15 protein-coding genes and 1 pseudogene are annotated in these 20,521 nt (G+C 73.1%); 6 read left to right on the top strand and 10 right to left on the bottom strand.

Annotation, left to right across the window (positions count from 1 at the left end):
• The first annotated feature begins 62 nt into the window (after positions 1–62).
• The gene (locus ACF08F_RS05125) at positions 63–1,772 is read left to right on the top strand and encodes a carbohydrate-binding module family 20 domain-containing protein (protein WP_392297102.1); all 1,710 of its coding nucleotides are present in this window, start codon (positions 63–65) and stop codon (positions 1,770–1,772) included.
• Positions 1,773–1,860: 88 nt separating this feature from the next.
• Positions 1,861–7,155 (top strand): pullulanase-type alpha-1,6-glucosidase, encoded by a 5,295-nt coding sequence (pulA, locus tag ACF08F_RS05120; protein ID WP_392297101.1) that lies wholly within the window; start codon positions 1,861–1,863, stop codon positions 7,153–7,155.
• A 107-nt stretch (positions 7,156–7,262) separates the two neighbouring features.
• Here pulA and ACF08F_RS05115 read toward each other — a convergent pair whose 3' ends face one another.
• The gene (locus ACF08F_RS05115; RefSeq protein ID WP_392297100.1) at positions 7,263–7,772 is read right to left on the bottom strand and encodes a GNAT family N-acetyltransferase; all 510 of its coding nucleotides are present in this window, start codon (positions 7,770–7,772) and stop codon (positions 7,263–7,265) included.
• Between the two features lie 65 nt (positions 7,773–7,837).
• On the opposite strand from ACF08F_RS05115, the gene ACF08F_RS05110 reads away from it, so the two are divergent.
• On the top strand, positions 7,838–8,170 hold the full coding sequence (locus ACF08F_RS05110; RefSeq protein ID WP_392297099.1) for a 5-carboxymethyl-2-hydroxymuconate Delta-isomerase: 333 nt from the start codon (positions 7,838–7,840) through the stop codon (positions 8,168–8,170).
• Here the strand turns inward: ACF08F_RS05110 and ACF08F_RS05105 are convergent.
• On the bottom strand, positions 8,155–8,886 hold the full coding sequence (locus ACF08F_RS05105) for a TetR/AcrR family transcriptional regulator (protein WP_392297098.1): 732 nt from the start codon (positions 8,884–8,886) through the stop codon (positions 8,155–8,157). The genes ACF08F_RS05110 and ACF08F_RS05105 overlap by 16 nt on opposite strands.
• A 37-nt stretch (positions 8,887–8,923) precedes the next feature.
• On the opposite strand from ACF08F_RS05105, the gene ACF08F_RS05100 reads away from it, so the two are divergent.
• The gene (locus tag ACF08F_RS05100) at positions 8,924–9,475 is read left to right on the top strand and encodes a hypothetical protein (RefSeq protein WP_392297097.1); all 552 of its coding nucleotides are present in this window, start codon (positions 8,924–8,926) and stop codon (positions 9,473–9,475) included.
• Positions 9,476–9,489: 14 nt separating this feature from the next.
• Here ACF08F_RS05100 and ACF08F_RS05095 read toward each other — a convergent pair whose 3' ends face one another.
• From ACF08F_RS05095 to ACF08F_RS05075, 5 genes are all read right to left on the bottom strand, one after another.
• The gene (locus ACF08F_RS05095) at positions 9,490–10,581 is read right to left on the bottom strand and encodes a PDR/VanB family oxidoreductase (protein WP_392297096.1); all 1,092 of its coding nucleotides are present in this window, start codon (positions 10,579–10,581) and stop codon (positions 9,490–9,492) included.
• Complete coding sequence (locus ACF08F_RS05090) at positions 10,581–11,465, bottom strand: metal-dependent hydrolase (protein ID WP_392297095.1); 885 nt, start codon at positions 11,463–11,465, stop codon at positions 10,581–10,583. Before ACF08F_RS05090 ends, ACF08F_RS05095 begins: the two co-directional genes overlap by 1 nt.
• Before the next feature lie 126 nt (positions 11,466–11,591).
• The gene (locus tag ACF08F_RS05085; RefSeq protein ID WP_392297094.1) at positions 11,592–13,829 is read right to left on the bottom strand and encodes a hypothetical protein; all 2,238 of its coding nucleotides are present in this window, start codon (positions 13,827–13,829) and stop codon (positions 11,592–11,594) included.
• Positions 13,830–13,940: 111 nt separating this feature from the next.
• The gene (locus ACF08F_RS05080; RefSeq protein ID WP_392297093.1) at positions 13,941–14,741 is read right to left on the bottom strand and encodes a tyrosine-protein phosphatase; all 801 of its coding nucleotides are present in this window, start codon (positions 14,739–14,741) and stop codon (positions 13,941–13,943) included.
• Between the two features lie 228 nt (positions 14,742–14,969).
• A complete protein-coding gene (locus ACF08F_RS05075; protein WP_392297092.1) occupies positions 14,970–15,965 on the bottom strand; it encodes an NAD-dependent epimerase/dehydratase family protein in 996 nt (331 codons plus the stop codon).
• A gap of 245 nt (positions 15,966–16,210) precedes the next feature.
• Here ACF08F_RS05075 and ACF08F_RS05070 point away from each other — a divergent pair, with 245 nt between their 5' ends.
• Positions 16,211–16,822 carry a hypothetical protein gene (locus ACF08F_RS05070; protein WP_392297091.1) on the top strand — a complete coding sequence of 204 codons (612 nt, stop codon included), beginning with the start codon at positions 16,211–16,213 and terminating at the stop codon, positions 16,820–16,822.
• Between the two features lie 50 nt (positions 16,823–16,872).
• Entirely contained in the window at positions 16,873–18,345 is a 1,473-nt protein-coding gene (locus ACF08F_RS05065) for a PepSY-associated TM helix domain-containing protein (protein ID WP_392297090.1), read from the top strand.
• A 12-nt stretch (positions 18,346–18,357) separates the two neighbouring features.
• On the opposite strand, the gene ACF08F_RS05060 is transcribed toward ACF08F_RS05065, so the two are convergent.
• From ACF08F_RS05060 to ACF08F_RS05050, 3 genes and pseudogenes are all read right to left on the bottom strand, one after another.
• A complete protein-coding gene (locus tag ACF08F_RS05060; RefSeq protein ID WP_392297089.1) occupies positions 18,358–18,951 on the bottom strand; it encodes a winged helix-turn-helix domain-containing protein in 594 nt (197 codons plus the stop codon).
• Positions 18,952–19,055: 104 nt separating this feature from the next.
• Positions 19,056–19,178: a hypothetical protein gene (locus ACF08F_RS05055; protein WP_099054277.1), complete on the bottom strand. Its 123-nt coding sequence runs from the start codon at positions 19,176–19,178 to the stop codon at positions 19,056–19,058.
• A gap of 93 nt (positions 19,179–19,271) precedes the next feature.
• A pseudogene (locus ACF08F_RS05050) lies at positions 19,272–20,439 on the bottom strand (RNA-guided endonuclease InsQ/TnpB family protein).
• Positions 20,440–20,521: the final 82 nt, after the last annotated feature.

The following is a 20,521-nucleotide window of genomic DNA, read 5'->3' as shown; positions in this document are numbered from 1 at the left end:
TGAAAACAGTTGCTGACATTTTCAGCAACTTCTTGCGACATCGACGTCGTACAGGAGGAAGCATGGCCAGAAGGACCGTGGCAGCTGCACTCGCCCTCGTGGCGGGAGCCGCTGCGGCCGTCGCGGTGAACGCCCCTGCGCAGGCCACCCCGCCCGGTGAGAAGGACGTCACCGCGGTGATGTTCGAATGGAACTTCGCCTCCGTGGCACGGGAGTGCACCGAGCGCCTCGGCCCCGCCGGATACGGATACGTCCAGGTCTCCCCGCCCCAGGAACACCTCCAGGGCGGCCAGTGGTGGACCTCGTACCAGCCGGTCAGCTACAAGATCGCCGGGCGGCTCGGTGACCGCGCCGCCTTCAAGAACATGATCGACACCTGCCACGCGGCCGGGGTCAAGGTCGTGGCCGACTCCGTCATCAACCACATGGCGAACGGATCCGGCACGGGAACGGGCGGGACCTCGTTCTCGAAGTACGACTACCCGGGCCTCTACTCGGGCGCCGACATGGACGACTGCCGCGCCACCATCTCCAACTACCAGGACCGCGCCAACGTCCAGAACTGCGAGCTGGTGCAGCTGCCGGACCTCGACACGGGCGAGGACTACGTCCGCGGGAAGATAGCCGGCTACCTCAACGACCTGGCGTCGCTGGGCGTCGACGGCTTCCGGATCGACGCCGCCAAGCACATGCCGGCCGCCGACCTGGCCAACATCAAGTCCCGGCTGACGAACCCGAACGTCTTCTGGAAACTGGAGGCCATCCACGGCGCCGGCGAGGCCGTCTCCCCCAGCGAGTACCTCGGCAGCGGAGACGTCCAGGAGTTCCGCTACGCCCGCGACCTCAAGCGGGTCCTCCAGAACGAGAAGCTCGCCTACCTGAAGAACTTCGGCGAGGCATGGGGCCACATGCCCTCCGGCCAGTCCGGCGTCTTCGTCGACAACCACGACACCGAGCGCGGCGGCGACACCCTGTCCTACAAGGACGGCGCGAACTACACCCTCGCCTCCGTCTTCATGCTCGCCTGGCCCTACGGCTCCCCGGACGTCCACTCCGGCTACGAGTGGACCGACAAGGACGCGGGCCCGCCCAACAACGGCCAGGTCAACGCCTGCTACACCGACGGCTGGAAGTGCCAGCACGCCTGGCGCGAGATCTCCTCCATGGTGGCCTTCCGCAACACCGCCCGCGGGCAGGCCGTCACGAACTGGTGGGACAACGGCAACAACGCGATCGCGTTCGGCCGCGGCTCCAAGGCCTACGTGGCCGTCAACCACGAGTCCTCCGCGCTGAGCCGCACCTTCCAGACCTCCCTCCCGGCCGGCTCCTACTGCGACGTACAGTCCGGCACCCCCGTGACGGTGAACGCGTCCGGCCAGTTCACGGCCACCCTCGCGGCCAACACCGCGGTGGCCCTGCACGTGAACGCCACCAGCTGCGGCTCCACCCCCACCACGCCGCCGACGACCCCGCCCGCCACCTCGGGCGCGTCCTTCAACGTGAACGCCACCACGGTCACCGGCCAGAACATCTACGTCACCGGCAACCGCGCCGAGCTCGGCAACTGGGCCCCCGCCTCCGCCCTCAAGCTCGACCCGGCCGCGTACCCCGTCTGGAAGCTGACCGTCGGCCTGCCCGCCGGCACGTCCTTCGAGTACAAGTACATCCGCAAGGACGCCGCCGGAAACGTCACCTGGGAGTCCGGCGCCAACCGCACCGCGACCGTCCCCGCCTCGGGCCAGCTCGTCCTGAACGACACGTTCCGCAACTGAGCCTCCCCCCACGCCAGGGCCGCCCCCCTCACCGGGGCGGCCCTCCCACCCGTACCCGTACCCCGTCCCTCCTCCAGGGAGCACCTCCGTGACACCGAAGAGAACGGCGGTCGCGCTCGCCGCCGCCCTGTGCGCGGCCCTCGTGCCCGCCGTCCCCGCGGCCGCCGCGCCCCGGCCCCCCGCCCCGCCCTCCGACCGGACGCTCGCGGCCCAGCCCGCGCGCCAGGACCTCACCCGCGAGCAGTTCTACTTCGTCCTGCCGGACCGGTTCGCCAACGGCGACACCTCCAACGACCGCGGCGGCCTCACCGGCAGCCGCACCAAGACCGGCTTCGACCCGGCCGACAAGGGCTTCTACCAGGGCGGCGACCTCAAGGGCCTGACCCAGCGGCTCGACTACATCAAGGGCCTCGGGACCACCGCCATCTGGATGGCCCCGATCTTCAAGAACCGGCCCGTGCAGGGCGAGGGGAAGGACGCCTCCGCCGGCTACCACGGCTACTGGATCACCGACTTCACCCAGGTCGACCCGCACTTCGGGACCAACGAGGACCTGGAGAGGCTGATCGCCGCCGCCCACGCCAAGGGCATGAAGGTCTTCTTCGACGTCATCACCAACCACACCGCCGACACCGTCGACTACGCCGAGAAGAAGTACGGCTACCGCCCCAAGGGCGCCTACCCGTACCTCGACAAGGACGGCCGCCCCTTCGACGACCGGGCCGCGATCGGCGAGGTCGACGCCGGCTCCTTCCCGTACACGCCCGTCGAGAAGGCGAACACCAAGGTCCCGTCCTGGCTCAACGACCCCACCATGTACCACAACCGGGGCGACTCCACCTGGGCCGGCGAGTCCGCCGAGTACGGCGACTTCGTCGGACTCGACGACCTGTGGACCGAGCGCCCCGAGGTCGTCGAGGGCATGAGGAAGATCTACGAGAAGTGGGTCCGCGACTTCAAGATCGACGGCTTCCGCATCGACACCGTCAAGCACGTCGACCTCGACTTCTGGACCCAGTGGGCCACCGCCCTCGACGCGTACGCCCGGAAGCAGGGCCGCGAGGACTTCTTCATGTTCGGCGAGGTCTACTCCGCCGACACCACCGTCACCTCCCCGTACGTCACCCGGGGCCGGCTCGACGCCACCCTCGACTTCCCCTTCCAGGACGCGGCCCGCGCCTTCGCCTCCCAGGGCGCCGGCGCCGACCGCCTCGCGAAGGTCTTCGCCGAGGACTACCGGTACACCACCGACAAGGCCAACGCCTACGAGCAGGTCACCTTCCTCGGCAACCACGACATGGGCCGGATCGGCACCTTCCTCAAGCAGGACAACCCGAACGCCTCCGACGCCGAACTCCTCCGCCGGGCCAGGCTCGCCAACGAGCTGATGTTCCTGTCCCGCGGCAACCCGGTGATCTACTCCGGCGACGAGCAGGGCTTCACCGGCGCCGGCGGCGACAAGGACGCCCGCCAGCCCCTCTTCGCCGCCCAGGCCGCCGACTACCTCGACGACGACCAGCTCGGCACCGACCGCACCCACGCCGTCGACGCGTACGACACCAAGCACCCCGTCTACACGTCCGTCGCCGAACTCTCCCGCCTGACCAAGGCCCACCCGGCCCTCCGCGACGGCGTCCAGCAGGAGCGGCTCGCCGAGGGCTCCGTCTACGCCTTCTCCCGCACGGACGCCAAGGCGCGCACCGAGTACCTCGTCGCCACCAACAGCGCCACCACCGAGAAGACCGTCACCGTCCCCGTCGACTCGGCCGCCTTCCGCACCCTGTACGGGGGTCAGGGCGCCGTCGCTGCGAAGGACGGCAAGGTCACCGTCACCGTCCCGGCGCTCTCCTCGCTCGTCCTCAAGGCCGACGCGCCCCTCCCCGCCCCGGCCGTGAAGCCCACCGTCTCGCTGAAGGCCCCGGCCGCCGGCGCCACCGGTACCGTCGAGCTCACCGCCGACGTCACCGGCGGCGGCCTCAACCGCGTCGTCTTCGCCGCACAGGTCGGCAACGGACGCTGGCAGACCCTCGGCACCGCCGACCACGCGCCCTACAAGGTCACCCAGCACGTGACCGCGCCCGCCGGCACCCCCCTGCGCTACAAGGCCGTCGCCGTCGACTCCGCCGGCCGTACCGCGAGCGCCACCGCCGGCACCACCGCCGGACAGGTCCCCGCGCCCGAGAAGCCGGTCGCCGTCGAGCGCACGTACGCCGTCGTCCACTACAAGCGGGAGGACGGGAACTACGAGGGCTGGAAGCTGAAGGCCGCCGGCCAGGAGGCCGCGTTCACCGGCCGCGACGCCCATGGCGCCTTCGCCTGGGTCAAGGTCCCCGACGGCGCGTCCGCCCTCGCGTACACCGTGGAGAAGGACGGCGCCGCCGACGGCCCGCAGCGAAGCATCACCCTCGGCCGCACCGGCGAGGTCTGGATCACACAGGGCCAGGACGGCCAGTCCGACACGAACCCCGCCCCCGCCCCGCAGGACAAGACCAAGGCCGTCATCCACTACCAGCGGCCCGACGGCAACTACGACGGCTGGGGCCTCCACACCTGGACCGGCGCCGCCCAGCCCACCGACTGGTCCCGGCCCCTCATGCCGGTCCGCGTCGACGCGTACGGCGCCGTCTACGAGGTGCCGCTCACCGAGGGCGCGACCTCCCTCTCGTACATCCTCCACAAGGGCGACGAGAAGGACCTGCCCACCGACCAGTCCCTCGACCTCGCCACCTACGGCCACGAGATCTGGGCCCTCTCCGGGCAGCAGAAGTACCTCCTCCCGACCGTCGGCGGCGCCCCGAACCTCGACCTCACCAAGGCCGAGGCCCAGTGGATCGACCGGAACACCGTGGTCTGGAAGGTGAAGACCACCGACGCCACCAGCCAGCAGCTGGTGTACGCGAAGGACGGCGGGATCACCGTCACCGACGGGGCCCTCAGCAGCGAGGGACAGTGGCTCCGGCTCACCCCGGGCGCCCTCACCGACGCCCAGAAGGCGAAGTACCCGCACCTCAAGGACTACCCGGCCTTCACCCTCGACGCACGCGACGCCGACCGCGTCCGTGACTCCCTGCGCGGCCAGCTCCTCGCCACCCAGCGCGCCGCCAACGGCGCCCTGCTCGCCGCCACCGGCGTCCAGACCGCGGGCGTCCTCGACGACCTGTACGCGAAGAAGGCCACCGGCGCCGCCCTCGGCCCGGTCTTCCGCCAGGGCCGCCCCACCCTCTCCCTCTGGGCCCCCACGGCCCGGTCCGTCGCCCTCGAACTCGACGGCCGGACCGTGCCCATGCGGCGCGACGACGCCTCCGGCGTCTGGTCCGTCACCGGCCCGAAGTCCTGGACCGGCAAGCCGTACCGCTACGTCGTGAAGGTCTGGGCCCCCACGGTCCAGAAGGTCGTGGAGAACAAGGTCACCGACCCCTACTCCACCGCCCTCACCACCGACTCCGCGCGCAGCCTCGCCGTCGACCTCACCGACCCGAAGCTCGCCCCGGCCGGCTGGCGCGGCCTGAAGAAGCCGGCCGCCGTACCGCTGCGGGACGCCCAGATCCAGGAGCTCCACGTCCGCGACTTCTCGATCGCGGACCCCACGGCGAAGGCCGACCACAAGGGCACCTACCTGGCCTTCACCGACCCGGACAGCAAGGGCACCCGGCACCTCAAGGCGCTCGCCGCCTCCGGCACCTCCTACGTCCACCTCCTCCCCGCCTTCGACATCGGCACCATCCCCGAGAAGAAGTCCGGCCAGACCGCACCCTCCTGCGACCTCAAGGTCTACGCCCCCGACTCCGAGGAGCAGCAGGCCTGCGTCGCCGCCGCCGCGGCCAGGGACGCCTACAACTGGGGCTACGACCCGCTGCACTACACCGTCCCCGAGGGCTCCTACGCCACCGACCCCGAAGGCACCCGCCGCACGGTCGAGTTCCGGCAGATGGTCCAGGCCCTCAACGGCAACGGCCTGCGTACCGTCATGGACGTCGTCTACAACCACACCGTCGCCGCCGGACAGTCCGACAAGTCCGTCCTCGACAAGATCGTGCCCGGCTACTACCAGCGCCTCCAGGCCGACGGCTCCGTCGCCACCTCCACCTGCTGCGCCAACACCGCGCCCGAGAACGCCATGATGGGCAAGCTCGTCGTCGACTCGGTCGTCACCTGGGCCAAGGACTACAAGGTCGACGGCTTCCGCTTCGACCTCATGGGCCACCACCCCAAGGCCAACATCCTCGCCGTGCGCAAGGCCCTCGACGAGCTCACCGTCGCGCGCGACGGCGTCGACGGCAAGGCGATCGTCCTCTACGGCGAGGGCTGGAACTTCGGCGAGATCGCCGACGACTCCCGCTTCGTCCAGGCCACCCAGAAGAACATGGCCGGTACGGGCGTCGCGACCTTCTCCGACCGCGCCCGCGACGCCGTGCGCGGCGGCGGCCCCTTCGACGAGGACCCGGGCGTCCAGGGCTTCGCCTCCGGACTCTTCACCGACCCGAACACCTCGACCGCGAACGGCACCCCGGAGCAGCAGAAGGCCCGGCTGCTCCACTACCAGGACCTGATCAAGGTCGGCCTGAGCGGCAACCTCGCCTCGTACACCTTCACCGACACCTCCGGGCGCACGGTCAAGGGCTCCGAGGTCGACTACAACGGCGCCCCCGCCGGCTACGCGGCCGTCCCGGGCGACGCCCTCGCCTACGCCGACGCCCACGACAACGAGACCCTGTACGACGCGCTGGCCTTCAAGCTCCCGGCGGGCACCTCCCCGGCCGACCGCGCCCGCATGCAGGTCCTCGCCATGGCGACCGCGACCCTCTCGCAGGGCCCCGCGCTCTCCCAGGCCGGCTCGGACCTGCTGCGCTCCAAGTCCCTGGACCGCAACTCCTACGACAGCGGCGACTGGTTCAACGCGATCCACTGGGACTGCCGCGACGGCAACGGCTTCGGCCGCGGCCTGCCCCCGGCCGCCGACAACAAGGCCAAGTGGGGATACGGCAAGCCGCTCCTGGTGAACCCGGCCCTCACCGTCGGCTGCGAGCAGATCGACGGCGCCTCCGCCGCCTACCGCGACCTGCAGAAGATCCGCACCACCGAGCCGGTGTTCTCACTGGCCACCGCGGGCCAGGTGCAGGACGCCCTGACCTTCCCGCTCTCCGGCCGCGACGAGACCCCCGGCGTCATCACCATGCGCCTCGGTGACCTGGTCGTCGTCCTCAACGCGACCCCGCGGAGCACCACGCAGAAGGTCGCCGACCTGGCGGGCCAGGGCTACGCCCTCCACCCGGTCCAGGCGAACGGCTCGGACGCCGTCGTGAAGTCCGCCGCCTACGAGGCCGGCTCGGGCACCTTCACGGTCCCGGCCCGGACCGTGGCGGTCTTCAGGACCGCGAGCTGACCGGAAGTCCCCGGGCCCTGGCGTGACACCCCTGTCACGCCAGGGCCTTCTCCGTACGCGTCACGCGTGCGCCGCGCGTCACCCGTCACGCCAGGGCGGGCTCCGCGTCACGCCACCGGCTTCTCCATCAGCGTCACCGTGTACCGGCGGCCGTCGGGCCCGACCTTCTCCAGGTGCGGGAGGACGGCCGTGTACCCGGCACCCTCGTAGTACGTCCCCAGGCGCGGGTTGCGCGTCTCGCAGTCCAGCCGGGCCAGCGTCCGGCCCGAGGCGGCGATCCGCTCCTCCGCGTGCGCGAGCAGCACCCGCCCCGCGCCGGCGGGCGCCGCCTCCCGGTCGGTCATCAGCCGGTGCACGTACCCCGCCACCGGCGGCTGCGCCCCCCAGACCTCCCGGTCCTCCCACCACAGCTCGTACGCGCCGACGACCCGCTCCCCGGCGGACGCCAGCCACACCTCGCCCCCTGCGATGCGTGCCCGGAAGTGCTCGGCGCCCTTCCCGCCCGGCTTCCACTGGTCGATCCCGTTCCGCACCATCCAGGCGGCCGCCCGGTCGAACAGCCCCACCAAAAGGTCCAGATCGTCGTCCGCCTGCCGGAAGGTCACTTGTGTCGTCATGACGATCACCGTAAGGGTGTGGCCGGACAACCGACATCCGCATCCCCCAGGCCGGAAGTGACCTCATGCCGCAGATCACCGTGGACTACTCCGCACCCCTCGACCGGCGCGGCTTCGCGCTCGCCCTGCACCCGATCGTCGTCGAGACCGTCGACGCGCAGCTGGACGCCTGCAAGACCCGCTTCCGCGAGGTCGAGGAACTCGTCGTCGGCGACGGCGCCACCGACGACGTGATCGTCCACGTCGAGATCGCCCTGCTCCTCGGCCGCACGGACGCCGCCAAGGCGAAGCTCTCGCAGGCCGTCCTCGACCTGCTGCCGAGGTACCTCAAGGCGACCGAGAACGTCCGGCTCTCCGTCGAGGTCCGCGACCTCGAATCGTCCTACCGCAAGCGCTGATCGGGCACGGCGGGCGCCGCCCCGACCGAGGGCACCAGCGCGACGAGCCGGGCCACCAGGTCCCCGAAGGGGCCGTCGGCCGGCTCGTCGGCGAGGAGACCGACCAGGATCTCCGCCATCTCCTCGTCGTACGCCGCCGACACCGCCGCCAGCGCCGCGAAGTCGTGCACGAGCTGCAACTCCAGCTCCGCGCGCGGGACCCGGCGGCCGTCCAGCCAGAGCAGGGCCGTCGACTCGGCGAGCGACACCCAGGAGCGGACGACCAGTTCGAGCCGGGCCGAGGGCTTCCCGACCTTCAGATGGGCCAGGATCTGCTCGTACGCGGCCTGGCGCACCTCGTCGATCATCGCGTTCGTCGTGGAGGAACCCACCGCGGGACCGCCCCGCATGAGCGCGGCGAAGCCCGGCCCGTGCTCGTCCACGAAGTCGAAGAACCGGCCCATCACCCGCAGCAGGCGTGCCCCCAGCGGGCCGTGCGGCGGCTCGACGAACCGCGCCGCCAGCTCGTCGGCCGCCCGCCGCAGCGCCGCCTCGTAGAGGCTCTGCTTGCCGGGGAAGTAGTGGTAGACCAGCGGTCGCGAGATCCCCGCGGCCGCGGCGATCTCGTCGATGGACACGTCGTCGGGAGAGCGGTGGCTGAACAGTTCGAGGGCCACCCCGATCAGCTGCTGCTTGCGCTCCTCGACGCCCATCCTGCGGCGTACCCCGGTCGTCATACGAACAGCCTATCGGGGTCCGTTACGCTCCTGCTCCATGAGCGCTTCCGACCAGGACACCAAGGCAGTCGAGGCCCCCGTGGCCGCTGAGGCTCCTGAGACCGACGAGACCGCCGACGAGGCCGCGGCGAAGCCCGCCGAGAAGCCTGCGGAGAAGCCCGCCGAGAAGCCCGTGGCGAAGGCTTCCGACGCGGCGGACGAGGCCGAGGAGCCCGGAGAGGCCGACGACACCGACGGGTCGGTCGAGACCGACGAGGCCGACGACGGCGACGCGGCGGACGAGACGGACGACGGCGACGTGGCGGACGAGGCCGACGAGGCCGCTTCGGTGGGCGGCCTCACCCCCAAGCAGGCGCGAAGGCTCCGCGTCGCCGTCGCCTCCGTCCTGCTCGTCGCCCTCGCCGTCGTCCTGGCGATCCGCCTCGCGAGCCGTACGTCCGTCCTGGTCGTCGGGGTGTACGGCCTCGCGATGATCCTCTGCGGCATCGTCATCGAGCTCTCCCGCAACGGCCGTACGCGGCTGGCCACCTGGCTCCTGGTGAGCGGGCTGCTCGCCGCCCTGGCCTTCGACTGGCTGATCCTGCCCTGAGCCCGTCCTGAGGCCTACAGGTCCAGGACGAGCCGCTTCCCCGTGCAGCGCGAGACGCAGATCAGCATCGAGCCGTCCCGCTCCGCGTCGGTGAGCAGCTCGTCCCGGTGGTCGACCTCCCCCTCCAGGACCGACTGCCGGCACGTACCGCAGAAGCCCTGCCGGCAGGAGTACATGAGGCCGGGCACCTCCTCGCGGACCGCTTCGAGCACCGTACGGTCGGCCGCCACCGTCACCGTACGGCCGGAGCGGCGCAGTTCGACCTCGAAGGCGGTGCCGCCGACCGGCGCGCTCGCCGAGAAGCGCTCCAGGCGCGGCGCCCGGCCCTCGGGCATCGCCGCGCCCACCGCGTCCATCAGGCCGTCGGGGCCGCAGCAGTAGACCGCCGTCTCGGCGGGCACGTGCGCGAGGAAGTCCAGCTCGGGGAAGCCCGATTCGTCTTCGGCGACGACCGTGACGCTCCCCCGGCCTTCGGCCGGGGGGACCCCCATCCCGCTTCGCTCGCCGCCGAGCCGCTCGGCCTCGTCGAGGTACGGCATCGTGGCCCGGCTCCGGCCGCAGTACACGAGCCGCCAGTCCGCCCCGGCCGCCTCGGCGGCGCGCACCATCGGCAGGATCGGGGTGATGCCGATGCCGCCGGCGACGAAGACGTAGGCGGGGGCGGCGACCAGCGGGAAGCGGTTGCGGGGGCCGCGGATCTCGATCTCCGTGCCCACGTGGAGCTGCTCGTGCACCTCGCGCGAACCGCCCCGGCCGTCCTCGATCAGCCGCGTCGCGACGGTGTACGCACCGGTGTCGGCCGGGTCGCCGAGGAGCGAGTACTGCCGCACGAGCCCGGACGGCAGGACGAGGTCGACATGGGCGCCCGGCTGCCACGTGGGCAACCCCTCGCCCTCCAGACGCAGTTCGACGACACCTTCGGCGGGCGCGGAGCGCCCGGTCACGAGCGCCCGGCGGGGAACCGTGCTGCCCCGGCCGTACCCGGACACGGGCACGTCGAGGGCGGGCAGCGGCCACAGCGGGGCCGTGGACATCCGGCTGCGGACGGCGTGGCGGACGAGCAGCGCGGCCCCGGCGGCGAGGGCCACGGTGGCGAACCGGGGCATCAGCGGCCTCCGTTGGCGCCGGGGGAGGAGGCGAGGTAGGCCAGCGCCTGCGCGGTGTCGCCCTCCTGGGAGGGGTGGTAGGCGCGGCTCATGTAGCGGGGTATCGAGCGCAGCATGGCCGGGGTGGAGGGCAGCACGCCCTGCCGGCCCTTGCGGTAGAACTGGCCGAAGGAGGCCTTGCCGTCGAGCAGGCTCGGGTCGTTCTCCATGAAGAAGCGGACGCCCCGCTGCCAGAGGAAGAGCAGTGCGCCCAGGCCGAGCGCCCAGGTGCGGGCGCGGCGCCGGTAGCCGCCGTCGAGGTGCATGAAGAGCTCGAAGGCCACCGAGCGGTGCTCGACCTCCTCCGCGCCGTGCCAGCGCAGCAGGTCCAGCATGGTGGGGTCGGCGCCGACCCGGTCGAGCTCGTCGGCGTTGAGGATCCAGTTGCCGAGGAAGGCCGTGTAGTGCTCGATGGCGGCGATCATCGCGACCCGCTCCATCAGCCACCAGCGGCGCGGCCGGCCCGGCGGCAGGGTGCGGTCGCCGAGGAGCTTCTCGAAGAACCAGTCGACCTGCGCCGTGTACGGGGTGGGGTCGAGGCCCAGCTTCCTGAGGTGGGGGAGGACGTCGTCGTGGGCCTGGGAGTGGACGGCCTCCTGGCCGATGAAGCCGATGACGTCCTCGCGCAGCCGGTCGTCGGTGATGTACGGCAGGGCCTGCTGGTAGACGTGCACGAACCACCGCTCGCCCGCCGGGAGCAGCAGGTGCAGCACGTTGATCGTGTGCGTGGTGAAGGGGTCGCCGGGGACCCAGTGGAGCGGGGTCTCCTCCCAGTCGAAGGTGACCTTGCGGGCCTTGAGCTCGACGTGTTCCGACGCCACCGGGGCAGGCTGCGTATTAGACATGCCGTCAATGTACTGAGGGGTAAGCGATGGCAACAGGCCTGTGCGCCGCCTTTTTGGCGGTACGGAGGAGCACGCGGCCACCGCCGGTCGCGGCCGGGTACGCCGTCGGACGTACCCGGCTCCCGCTCACCGCAGCGCGGCCACCGGCCTGCCGTCCCGCAGGGTGCCGTCCAGGTCCGCCCGCGCTCCGGCCTGCGCCCGTACCGCGAGGACCGGACCGTCCGCGCGGCCCTTCACCCCGCCCGAGGCCTCCAGGGAGGCGACGTCCGGGCTGCCGGCCGCCAGGACGTACCAGCCGCCGCTCGGCGCCCGCCACAGCACGCCCGCGAGGACCCGGGGGTCCCGCACCCCGCAGGCGGGCGAGGACTCGGACCGGGCCGCGAGCGCCGCCGGCACCTTCGGCGACGGTACGAGGAACTGGGCGAGGACCCGGCCGCCGGTGCCCCGCCAGGTCTCCGCGCGCGTGCACACCCAGGTGCCGTGTCCGGCGCCCTCGGGCAGCGCCTGCCGCGCGAACCGCCAGGCGTTCACCGACCGCACCCCGTGCGTCCGGACGGCCGGCAGGTGGCAGGCCGTCCGCGCCCACGCCTCCCGGGCCTCCTTCCCCGTGACGTCCGCCGGCGCGTCCGGCGGCCCCCACAGGAGCCGGGCGGGCGTCAGCTCGCCCAGGTCGGAGAGGAGCCGCGGGCCCGAACCGTCCCGCACCTGGAGGGCGTTCCACCGCTCGCACTCCCGCGCCTGCGCGGGGCTCGGCACGGGCTCGGTCACCCCGTGCGCGTCCCGGGCCAGCGGCCAGGGCTCCTTCCCGGGCGCGAGCAGGTCCCTTACGGCCGTCTCCCGGACCCAGGGGGCCGTCAGATAGCGGACGTTGCCCGAGGCGCGGGAGACGACGAGGGCGGCCGCACCGACGGAGTCGGCCGCGTCCGTCCGCGCGAAGTCGAGCGCCGCACCGCCTGGGCCCGCCGTGGGCTCCGCGTACCGCACGGCCCGCAGCCCGTCGTGGAACAGCACCACGCGGACCCCGTCCACGACCCCCGCGAACAGCAGCTGCGGCGGCCCCATCGGCGGCCCCACGGGCGTCCCCGGAGTCGCCGAGGAGTGCACGGTGAGCCCCGGCCGCGCCCACACGGCGAGCGCCCGCCGCAGCAGCGCGCGGTCCCCGGTGAGACCGCCGCGCGCGGGCCAGACCGAAAAGTCCTGACGGGCCGCCCACGGCCAGGCGGTGGGCGGCACACGCTTGACGGCACCGGGATCGAGCGCGGCCTCGGCGGCGGGGTTGCGGGCGTACGAGGGCGCGGCAGCACCGTTTCTGCCCCAGCCGTCCCCGGGCAGTCCGAGCAGCGTCCCGCACACGACGAGCGCGGCGACGGCGACGAGCGCGGCCCGCCCGTGCTGCCGCCGCCGCAGCAGGTCGGTCGGCCGGGCCTGCAGCGAACAGGGATCGAACTCGGCCGATTCCAGCAACGCGGCCCCGCTGACCCGCCCACCGGCCCGCCGGGCGTCACCCCTCCCGGGTCCCCCGCCGCTCCCGCGACCTCCGGGCCTCCCACCGTCCGGCTCGCCGCCGGGGGCCTCGCCCGCGCCGTTCCAGGCGTCCGCGAGCCGTCCGGGCGCACCCGCCCGGCCCGCCCCGCCGGGGTTCCCCGTCCTGCCGGGTCCGCCCTGCTCGCCGACCCGTGCGGCGCGGTCGTCCACGTCGGGGGCACCGGGGGCATCGGCGGTACCCGGCGCGGGCGCCCCGGCCGCGAGCGGGCCGTCCTCCGGGGGCCCGCCGTCCTCCACGACCGCCGGGTCCTCCGCCGCGTCGACCGCGTCCGCCTCCGCGAGGGCCGCCGCCGGGTCGGTGACACCGGCGGCGGCCAGCACCCGCAGGACCTCCGGGTCGCCCTGGCGCTCCAGGCCACGCAGCACGTACGCCGCGCGGCCGGGGCCCGAGAGGGCGGACAGACGCTGGTCCAGGGCCAGTTCGTCCGCGCCGCCCACCCGGGGGAAGACCCGCAGCCCCCACACCTGCGGCAGCAGCGGCGGGAGCTGGGCCCGGCGCGGCAGCGCGCGCCGCCGCAGCGGCAGCCCGGCGACCAGGGCCTGCCGCAGCACCTCGCCCCGCACGTACGCGTAGCCGGGGTCCACCGCGTCCTCGGGGCGCCGGGGCCCCGGGACCTCCGGGCCGGGCACCCGGCGGCGCGGCAGCGAGCGCTGCACGAGCGCGTGCGCGGTCAGCACCCGGCGGTTGCGGCCGAGCGTCGGCGGCAGCACGAGATAGGCGATGCGCACGAGGCGCGGATAGCGCTCGACGAGCGCGGCCTCGGCCTGCTCGACGTCGACGGGGCCCACGGGCGAGGGGTCGAGATCCTGGGTGCTCACGTTCAGCAGAACGAGCGATTCTTCCGATGGTCACCCCGCGCCCCGGAGCCCGCCCCAGGGCCCGTCCCGGGGCGCGGGCCGGGCCACGCCCCGGGGCCTCCTCCCACGGCCTCAGGCCGCGACGAGCGTCAACCGCTCGCGGATCAGCGCCGTCACCTCGTCCGGAACGCCGAGCCCCTCCCGTACGTACTTCTCCATCGAACCGTGCCGGACCGCCACCTCGTCCAGCCCCGCGTCCAGGTACTCCGGCAGCACCCCGATCAGGTCGAGTGCCAGCTGAGGGTCCCCGCCCTGGGCGGTGAACCCCTCGATCATCGGCGCGAAGGCCTGCCGTGCCGCCGGATTGACCGCCAGGTACTCGGCCAGCACCGTCTCCTCGTCCGCCCCGAGCAGCGACAGGAGGACCGTCGCCGCCCACCCCGTCCGGTCCTTGCCCGCCGAGCAGTGGAAGAGCAGGGGCCCGGCGCCCGGCGTGCCCAGCTCGGTCAGCAGGGCGCGGTACGCGAGGCGGGCGGCGTCGCCGGACACGAACGTCCGGTAGGTGCGGGCGAAAGCGGCCCGCACCCGGCCCCCGCCGAGGTGCTCCTCGGCGAGGGCCGGGTCGGAGAGGAGCACCTTCAGCCGGGCGGCCGGCGGCAGCCCGCTGACGGCCAGCCGGTCGGCGAGGACGTCCGCGACGAGCAGCCGCGCCCCGGCCGGCAGACGGTCCGGCCGTTCCCCGCGCTCGGTCTCCGTCCGCAGGTCGACGACCGTGCGGATGCCGAGCGCCGCCACGACCGGCTCCGCCGGATCGAGCCGGTCGAGGTGCGCGGAGCGGAGGACGAGCCCCGGCCGGACGGTGCGCCCCTGCCCGAGGGGCAGGCCCCCGAGGTCGCGGAGGTTGGCGACGGAGACGGCGGGGATGGCGGGCATGGCGTCGACTCCTCCGGTTCGTCCGCGTTCCTGTCGACGGTAATGGATCTGCCGAAATGTGGCAGTTCGTCACCCGGGCCGGTCAGGCGTACGTCCCCGGATCCCGACGGCCGTACGCCACCGGACCCCGCCGGCTGCACGTCCCCGGATCCCGCCGGCCGTACGTCACCAAGGCCCCGTCAGTCGTACGTCACCAGGACCCCGTCGGCCGCACGTCACCAGGCCCGGTCAGACGTACTTCGCGAGGAACTCCGCCTCCCGCTCGGGGGAGAGCCCGACCTCCGGCCGGTCGGGGCGCCTCGGCGCGACCCCGCCGAGCGACTCCAGCCACGCCCAGGTGTCCGCGACCGTCTCCTCGACCGGGCGGCAGCGCAGGCCCGCCGAGACCGCCCGGGAGACGTCGGCCGTGTACATCGCGTCGTACATCTCGCCCGGCGGCACCCACACGGGCAGCTCCGACCAGGGTTCGAGGCCGGCCTCGACGATCGCCTCCGGCTCGGCCCACCGCAGCTCGGCGTCCGAGCCGGTCGCCCGCACGCAGGCGTCGAGCAGTTCGCCCATGGTCGCGTGCCCGGGCGGCGAGACGAGGTTGTACGGCCCCGACAGCCCCGCCGCCACCGCGTCGAGCGTCCACTCGGCGAGGTCGCGGGCGTCGACGTACTGGACGGGCAGCGTCCGCGGCCCGGGGGCCAGGACCGTCCCGCCGCGCGCGACCCGGCCCAGCCACCAGGGGAGCCGGCCGACGTTCTCGTACGGGCCGATGATCAGGCCGGCGCGGACGTGCAGCGTCCGCTCCGCCCCGAAGGCGGCCGTCGCGGCCAGCTCGCCGCCCCGCTTGGCCTCGGCGTACGGCACGTCCCCGGCGTCCGGCGAACCCTCCACCAGCGGACCGTCCTCCCCGAGCCCGGCGGCGGGCGGCCAGGAGTAGACGGAGCGGCTCGACACGTACGCGTACCGCCCGGCCCGGTCCGCGAGCAGCCGCGCCGCGTCCCGGACCGCCGAGGGCGCGGCCGACCAGGTGTCCACGACGGCGTCCCAGGAGCCGGTGGCGAGGGCGGCCAGTCCCTCCGGACCGGTCGTGCGGTCGCCGAGCAGGGAGCGGACTCCGGACGGCGGCTCGTGACGGCCCCGGTGGAAGACGGTCACCTCCCAGCCCCGGCCGAGCGCGGCCTCGACGACCGCGCGACCCACGAACTCCGTACCACCGAGAATCAGCAACTTCATGATCGAAGAGTGCCCCCGGGGCGCCGGACGAGGCCAGGGATTCCGCTCCCGGAGGATTCCGCCGGGGGAGGAAAACCACGGCGCGTGGCGGGGTGTTGCGGAAGGCGGGAGGGGGGTCTGTTCGGCCGGATGGCGGGATGACACCATGGCGGGCGATGACGGATGTCCGGTCGCCGCTGCGCGCCCTGCGAGCCGCACTTTTCGCGGTGGTGTGCGTGACCTTGGCCGCCGTGGGGCATTCGTCCATGTCTGCGCACCGGCTCCCGGCGCTCGGCCTGCTCGGCGCCTTCGCCGCGACGGCGGTCACCGCCTGGGCGGCGGCCGGACGCCGGCGGGGCACGCCGACGATCGCGGGCGCCATGCTCGTCCTCCAGGGCGCGCTGCACCTCCTCTTCTCGCTGACGGGCGCGCACCCGGCGGCACACGCCGCCGGCGACACCACGATGCCGGTGCACCGGCACCCCATGGGCAGCACGACGGCCGGACACGCCACGACGCCCCCGACCGCCGTGGAACCGATGGACGCCATGGACGCGATGGCCTCCATGGGAGCCACCGGCTCCGGCACGGGCATGCTCGCCGTCCACCTCCTCGCCGCACTCCTCTGCGGCCTCTGGCTGGCCCACGGCGAAGCCGCGTTCTTCACACTCGCCGAGGCCGCCCTGGCGTACGCGTTCACCCCGCTGCGCCTGCTGTCCGCCCGCGTCCGCGTCCCCGACGCCCCCCGCGGCCCGGTCCGCAGGCCGCGCGGCAACGCCCACCGGCCCCACACCGTCGTCCTCGCGCACACCGTCTCCCGGCGCGGCCCGCCCCGGCTTTCCGTACCCCGCGCCACGGCCCTCGGAGCACACGTCTGACACCGGGGGTCTCCTCCCGTTGTCCACGTCGAATCCAAGGACGGACAGTCATGACCATCGACGATCCCGCGCGCCCGGAAACCACCGAGGCACCACCGTCGGAAGCCGCCGGCCCGGACACCCCCGGCACCTCCGACGCCGGGGCGAACTCCCCCCGCAAGGCCGGCACGTGGAGCGCCCTGCGCCCCCTCGTCCTGCGCCTCCACTTCTACGCGGGCGTCCTCGTCGCCCCGTTCCTCCTCGTGGCCGCCGTCAGCGGTCTGCTCTACGCGCTCTCCTTCCAGGCCGAGAAGGTGATCTACGCGCACGAGTTGGAGGTCCCCGTCGGCGACACCGCCCTGCCGCTCTCGCAGCAGGTGAACATCGCCCGCAAGGTGAACCCGAACGGCACCGTCACCGCCGTCTGGCCCGGCGCCGAACCGGAGGCCACCACCCGGGTCCTGATGGCCGACCCGGACGTCCCCGAGGGCACCTCGCTCGCCGTCTTCGTCGACCCGTACACCGGCGAGGTACGGGGACAGCTGCCCAGTTTCGGCAGCTCCGGCGCCCTCCCGCTGCGGACCTGGATCGACGGGCTCCACGCCGATCTGCACCTCGGTGAACTCGGCCGCAACTACAGCGAGCTGGCCGCCAGCTGGCTGTGGGTGATAGCCCTCGGCGGTCTGCTGCTCTGGCTCGGCCGCCGCAGGAAGAACCGCCGCGCGCTGTTCGTCCCCGAGGGCGGCCCGAAGTCCCGCCGCCGCACGCTCTCCTGGCACGGCTCGGTCGGCCTCTGGGCCGTGACCGGACTCGTCCTGCTCTCCGCGACGGGCCTGACCTGGTCGCGGTACGCGGGCGAGAACATCGGTGTCGTCCAGGACGGCCTCGGCGGCGCGACCCCCACCCTGACCGCGACCCTCGAAGGCGCGGCAGGCGCCGGCGCGGGCGGCGGGCACGAGGGCCACGGCGCCGGCCACCAGCAGGGCACCACCACCCCGCAGGGCCCGGACATCGGCATCGACAAGGCGGTCGAGGCGGCCCGCGCGGCCGGCATCGACAGCCCGCGCGTCTCGGTCGTCCTGCCCGCCGAGGGCAAGGGGTACGTGGTCAAGGAGACCGACACGCAGTTCCCGCTCCAGCTGGACTCGGTGGCGGTGAACCCGGCGGACGGTGCGGTCCTCGACCGCCTCGCCTTCGCCGACTACCCGCTGCTCGCCAAGCTGACCCGCATCGGCATCGACGCGCACACCGGCGTGTTCCTCGGCCTGTTCAACCAGCTGGCGCTCGCGGCCCTCGCGCTCGCCCTGATCCTGCTGATCCTCTGGGGCTACCGCATGTGGTGGCAGCGCCGCCCGGGCCGCCCGGTGGCGCGCGGGGCCTGGCGCAAGGCCCCGGTGACGATGCTGCTGCCGCTCGCCGCGGTCACGGCACTCGTCGGCTGGTTCGTCCCGCTGCTCGGCCTCAGCCTGCTGCTGTTCCTGGCCGTGGACCTCACCCTCGCCCTGGTGGCGAAGGTGAGGGCGAGGTCCGCCCGGACCAGCTGACCCGCTTCGGGGTCAGGGCGTGTACTTGTAGCCGACCCGCCGCACGGTCTGGATCGTGTGGCGGTGCTCGGCGCCCAGCTTCCGGCGCAGCCGGGCCACGTGCACGTCGACCGTACGACCGTCGCCGACGTGCCCGTACCCCCACACCGTCGTGACCAACTGGTCGCGGGTGTGGACCCGGTGGGGGTGCGCCACGAGATGGGCGAGGAGCTCGAACTCCAGATACGTCAGGTCGAGCTCCTCCCCGTCGACGGCGGCGATCCGCCGGACCCCGTCGATGGCCACCGGACCCTGCTCCTCCGGAGAGGCGGCCGGGGCGGGGACGGGGGCGGCCACGGGAAGCTGCGGCTGCTGTTCGGCCGGTACGAGGACGAGGTACCCGACCATCGGCGGCCGCCCCGGCAGCGTCGGCAGCGCGTGCTGCGGCGCGGGCAGCAGGGTGGCGCCGGGCGGCAGGAGGTCCGCCACCTGGGACAGCTGGGAGAGCGAGGCGTGCGAGGAGAGCGGGGCGAGACCGGCGACCTCGTTCGGATCGACGGCTCGGAGCCGGTGCCGGCCGGGACGGACGGCGGTGGCGGGGAGGGGAGCGGTCTGGATGGGGGCCATGGGAGGCAGCTCTTTCGCGCGGAGGAACGAACGGACAGGTGTCGTGCGTCATTCGTCGTGCGCGTCGGCCGAAGGCCGGGGATCGGACCGTACCGATCGGGGCTTTAGAGGGCCGACGCGTTCCTCGCGCGGCAACAGACCCGGTCGAAGTCGTCGTGCTGCCGGGACGGCCAGAACGGCTCCAGGTCGTCACGACCCGTCGCGGTCTCGTTCTTCGTTGTGGCCATATCCCTAGTCTACTACTCGGGAATCAATTCGGTCCCCGGGTTTGCGGCTCGGTTCGTCGATGGCTTCGACGGCGCCCGGCTGCGTCCAGCCCTCTACGCGGTGAGCGTGAGAACAGGGGTCCGTGACTCGGCCCCGCGAACCCACGTCCACCAGCCGCGGGCGGCGATGTTGTGGGACGAATTCAGGTCCGCGTGCTCAACGAAGCCGCAGGCCTGGCATGCGAACACGGCCTGGGAAGGCCGGTTGTGTCGGTCGACGTGATGACACCTGGAGCATTCCTGGCTGGTGTAGGCGGGGTCGACGTATACCACCGGCACTCCGGCCCGCTGAGCCTTGTAGGCGATGAACGTGCCGAGTTGCCGGAAGGACCAGGAGTGCAGCGTGACGCGTTGGGGCTTCCTGAGCCGTACCCGCTCGCGAATGCCGCCCAAGTCCTCCAGGGCGATCCCGCGACCGGTGCGTTGAGCCTCCGCCACGATGCGCTTACTGATCTTATGGTTGATGTCCCGGGCCCGGCGGGCCTCCCGGCCCGCATGCCGCTTCGCTCGCCGCTTAGCGGACTTCGTGCCTTTCACCTGTAACTTCGCCCGCAGCCGCCGGTCCGCCTCCCGGCGCCGATTGAGGCGACGGCCGCTGTGCCGAGTCCCGGTTGAGGTCGTGGCGATGTTCACGATCCCCAGATCCACCCCCACGAACCCGTCGGGTGCGGTATTCAGGGCAGCCTCGGGGATCTCGCACGTCGCGACCAGGTACCACGCCCCGCCCTTGCGCAATAGATCGGACTCGCCCTTGCGGTACGCAGTCAGCATCGCCAGTTGCTCGGCCTGACCGGTGAAGGCGAGGCCCTTCATTCGCCCGGACGTCGTCCAGATCGAAACGGTGCGCTCATCCAACTGCCAGGACAGGCACCGGTCGTCGAACGGCTGCGCCGCATCCGGCCGGAACACGACCGGCTTACCGGCCGCCCCGCAGTACCGCTTCGAATCACGTCTGCCGAGGTTCCCGGCCTTCAGATTCGCCCGCAGCGCGGCGTACGCGTCGGCGACCTTTCGCAGCACATGCAGCGCGGGCTGTGCCGACAGCCCCCGCGCCTTCAGCTTCGTATACGCCAGGGCTTGCAGCGCGGCCCGCGAGGTGCGTCCGCTCTCGAAAGCCAGGTCGGAGCCAGCTCGCCGCCTCGTTGCAGGCGCGCAGGGTCGCTTCGAGCGCCACCGCCTCCTCGGGCGTCGGTAGCAGTTTCACCCGCACCACCAGCTTCACGGAGCTGACGCTATCGGTCGCGATTCCGGACGGGTGAAGGATCCTTCCGCCTCAGCGGATCGTGTGACGAGCGGAGCGAATG

Source organism: Streptomyces sp. NPDC015130, from assembly GCF_043080005.1.
Classification (GTDB): Bacteria; Actinomycetota; Actinomycetes; order Streptomycetales; family Streptomycetaceae; genus Streptomyces.
This window is presented reverse-complemented; position numbering and strand designations above follow the sequence as displayed.